The organism is Candidatus Frankia nodulisporulans (genome assembly GCF_902806475.1).
Lineage (GTDB): Bacteria > Actinomycetota > Actinomycetes > Frankiales > Frankiaceae > Frankia > Frankia umida.
The window spans coordinates 1-3,816 of sequence record NZ_CADCWS010000334.1 but is presented as its reverse complement, the minus strand read 5'-3'; the positions used below and the strand labels follow the sequence as shown (position 1 = coordinate 3,816).

2 protein-coding genes are annotated in these 3,816 nt (G+C 71.7%); one reads left to right on the top strand and one right to left on the bottom strand.

Translation table 11 applies throughout. The features are described 5' to 3' along the window. Window positions 1-930: glycosyltransferase family 39 protein (locus G6R24_RS19175; protein WP_192029203.1), on the bottom strand; the 930-nt coding region annotated here is incomplete at its 3' end. 341 nt (window positions 931-1,271) lie between these two features. Here G6R24_RS19175 and G6R24_RS19170 point away from each other — a divergent pair. Then, window positions 1,272-3,707 carry an acyltransferase family protein gene (locus G6R24_RS19170; RefSeq protein WP_225438743.1) on the top strand — a complete coding sequence of 812 codons (2,436 nt, stop codon included), beginning with the start codon at window positions 1,272-1,274 and terminating at the stop codon, window positions 3,705-3,707. Window positions 3,708-3,816: the final 109 nt, after the last annotated feature.

Here is a 3,816-nt window from a genome sequence, read left to right as displayed (position 1 = left end):
CACGTCCCGTTCGGAGCGTTCGGACGGGGCCGGCGGCAGTGCGAGCACGCAGTCGAACGACCACCAGCCCAGATGCTCGCCGTAGTAGGTCGCCGGGCAGTGGGTGACGGCCAGGGTGGTGCCCAGACCCGTCGAGAGGTACTCGGGCTCACTGAAGCGGGTCAGGTTGTAGATCGTCCATGGCACGACCGCCAGCACGCTGGTCAGCGTGGCGAGGGCGAGCAGCCCCAGGCGGCGGCGCCAGGCGAGCCCGCGGGCCAACCCGATCAGTGGCACGACGAGCACGAAGGCGAGCAACGCCAGTTCGGCCCGGGCCAGCATCACCGCCGCGAGCGCGAGCCCGAGGACGGCGGCGTCCAGGCGACCGCGGCGGTCCCGGAAGCGGCAGGCGGCCAGGATCAGCCAGGCGCAGGTCAGGATGCCGGTCGTCTCCGACATCACCAGTGGGTCGTTGAGCCACATCCCCGGGTACACGGCGGCGAGGTCGGCCGCCACGAGGCCGGTGGCCGGGCCCGCGACGCGACGCCCGGCCAGCGCGACCAGAACGATCGCGCCGACGCCGAGCAGGCAGGAGAAGATCTGGTGGCTCAGAAAACTGGTGAATCCGAACAGTGACGGAATCGCCAGCAGCACGCTGGTCAACGGGGGATACTGCGCATCCGCAACGTAATGTCCAGAAAGGCGTAGTTCGTACGGGTCGGGCCATCCCCGTCCGTCGGCGAATAGATTCGCGGCCTCATGGTAGTAGTACGGATCACCCTGCACCGGAACGGGATGCAGCCAGTGGAACAGGTAAAAAAGCCGAATCCCGAGGCCCACCAGGCAGATCAGCGCCAGCCAGGTCCGCCAGCGCCGGATGGGGGCGCGGTGGCGGGCGTGACCGAGCCCACCGAATCCGGCCAGCCAGGGCCATCCGCCGCCACGCGGCATCGACCGCGCCTCCACCGAACGTGGGTACCCGGCTGTCGTCTCGGACACGGCCGCAAGGTACCAACGTCCTGTGCCCGGCCAAGCAGGGCGTCCCCACCGAATGGCCCGGATGTACCGCGGATGCACCGCGGGTGCACGGCCCAGGCGGCCGGCAGCTAGCCTTTTCGGTCGGACGCCTTCTCGTGGTCGAGGTGTGGCCCGGCAGGTGAACCGCGGCCCGGTCCCGCACCCGAGGAAGGCACCACCAACGCCCGACGACGACGGCGAGGAGGGACAGGCTGACCACCAACGACGCCGACACGGTCCCCCTCGGCGCGGGCGGCCGGCCCGGGCGGCAATCCATGGACGCACAGCCCGCCACTACCCCGATCGTGACCCGCGGCAACCGCGGGTCGACCCGGGGCGGCGGTGGTGCCCACCGGCCCGACGGTGGCGGGCGGCCCCCCGCGCGAGCGGTCCGCCCCGAGGACGGCAGCCGCGTCCCCGCGCTCCCGCAGCACCGCGAACACGACCGCGAGGCCCGTCCCGCCGAACGGCGCCCGTCCCCCGCGCCCCCGGTCCGCGTGGGCCGCGGGCCGGCCCCGGGCCAAGGCGGGCCGGCCGAGCGGGAGGTCCGGGGTGTCCGCACCGGTCGTGGCATCCCTGATGTCCGTCGCGGCGCCGGCTCGCACCGTGACGGGGCCCGGGACGCCCCGCCCACCACCCGCCTGCGTCCGATCGACGACCTGGACGCCACCGGGCCCGTGCTCGCCCCGCTGGGCCATCTGCCCGCGTTGGACGGCCTGCGCGCCTTCGCGGTGATGGCGGTGATCGCCTACCACGCGGGCATCTCGTGGATGCCGGGCGGGCTGCTCGGGGTCGACACGTTCTTCGTGCTGTCGGGGTTCCTGATCACCGGGCTGCTGGTCACCGAGTACCGCAACACCCGACGCATCGATCTGCGCAGCTTCTGGATTCGGCGGTCCCGCCGGCTGATGCCCGCGCTGCTGGTGCTGCTCGTGGTCGTGGCGGCCTACGCCCGCTGGGTCGCGGCTCCCGGCGACGTCGCGACGGTGCGCCTGGACGCGCTCTCGACCCTGCTCTACGTCGCGAACTGGCGCTTCGCGCTGTCCGACCAGAGCTACTTCAATCATTTCTCCGCGCCGTCGCCGCTGCTGCACACCTGGTCACTCTCGGTCGAGGAGCAGTTCTACGTCCTGTGGCCGCTGGTGGTGTTCCTGCTGATGCGCCACAGCGCGCGCACGGTGGAACGCTGGCGTCGGCAACGGCAGAAGGCCCAGTCGCTGGCCCTGTCGGTGGCCGTGCTGGGCGGGGCCGCCTCGGCGCTGATCGGCGCCGGGCTGCTGCTGACCGGCACCGATCCGACCCGCATCTACTACGGCACGGACAGCCGCTCGCAGACGCTGCTGGTCGGTGCGGCCCTGGCGGTGTGGCGGGGGCAGCGCACCCGGCCGATCTCCGACCGGGCCCGTTCGGTGCTCTCCGGTGCCGGCTGCGTCGCCGCGGTGGCGTTGCTGGTGATCTGGATGACGGTCAGCGGTGAGAGCCGACCGTTGTACCTGGGCGGTTTCCTCGGGGTCGCGGTGCTGGTGATGGTGCTGGTCGCCTCGCTGGTGGAGGCGCCGAAGGGGCCGCTGTCGCGGTTTCTGTCGCTGGCCCCGCTGACCTTCGTCGGACGGATCTCCTACGGCCTGTACCTGTGGCACTGGCCGGTGTTCCTGACGCTGACGGCCACCCGTACCGGTGCGACCGGTGTCGTGCTGCTCGCGCTGCGGCTGGCGGTCACGTTGGCCATCACGCTGGCGTCGTTCCACCTGGTGGAGAACCCGATCCGGCGAGGGCGCGTCCGGCTGCCCCGACCGCGGGTGATGGTGCCGGCGGTGTTCGCGGGTGTGCTCGGGGTGATTCTCCTCGCCACCGCCGGCACCCCGGGGTCGGTGCGCACCCCCGCGCAGCTCGAGGCGCTCGCCCGGCAGGCGCAGAGCGCCCCGGTGCCGGCCGTCGCCCACCGGTCGGCAGTGGGATCGGGGGCGCCGGTGAAGGTCGCGCTCGGCGGTGACTCGGTGGCGCTCACCCTGGACTACAGCCAGTTCTCCACGATGGCCGCCGCCCAGGGCCTGCAGATGCACGACTACTCGATGCTGGGCTGTGGTGTCGCCCGGGGCATGCAGCGGCGGATCCTCGGCCAGGCCGGGCCGCCGACCGACGGCTGCGACCAGTGGCCGGCCCGGTTCGCCCGCGAGATCAACGAGGTCAACCCGGCCATCGCGATGCTGCTGGTCGGCCGCTGGGAGGTCACCGACCAGCTCCAGGACGGTCGCTGGACGCACGTCGGGGAACCGTCCTTCGACGCGTATCTCGCCCGCGAACTCGATCTTGCCATCACGACACTTGGCGCAAAAGGCGCAAAAGTGGTGCTCCTCACCGCGCCGATCTTCAAACCCACCGAGGCTCCGGACGGCGGCATCTATCCGGAGACCCGGCCCGAACGGGTCCTGCGGTTCAACGAACTGCTGCACCAGGCCGCCGGCCGCCACCCCGGCACGACCGTCATTGATCTGGGCTCCGTTCTCACGCCGGGTAACCGATACGTCGACGAACTCGATGGCGTGCGCCTGCGCGACGACGACGGCGTCCACATCTCCGACGGCGGTGGCCAGCGGATCGGCACCGCGATCATTCCCCAGCTGTTGCAGATCGCCCGCGCGCTCCCACCGTCCGCATCCGCACCGACGACCACCACCATCCCCCAGGCCGCGGGAGCGGGACCCGGCTGAACGTCCGTGTTTACCTGACGCTAACCTTCCGACCAGTACCAGGTGGTCAACAGGAGGATCGACGTGCCGCGTGCGCTGATTACCGGGATTACCGGCCAGGACGGGTTGC

Excerpts from the sequence above, each read along its gene's own strand:
- G6R24_RS19170 (WP_225438743.1), top strand. The coding sequence starts at position 1,272 with ATGGACGCACAGCCCGCCACTACCCCGATCGTGACCCGCGGCAACCGC.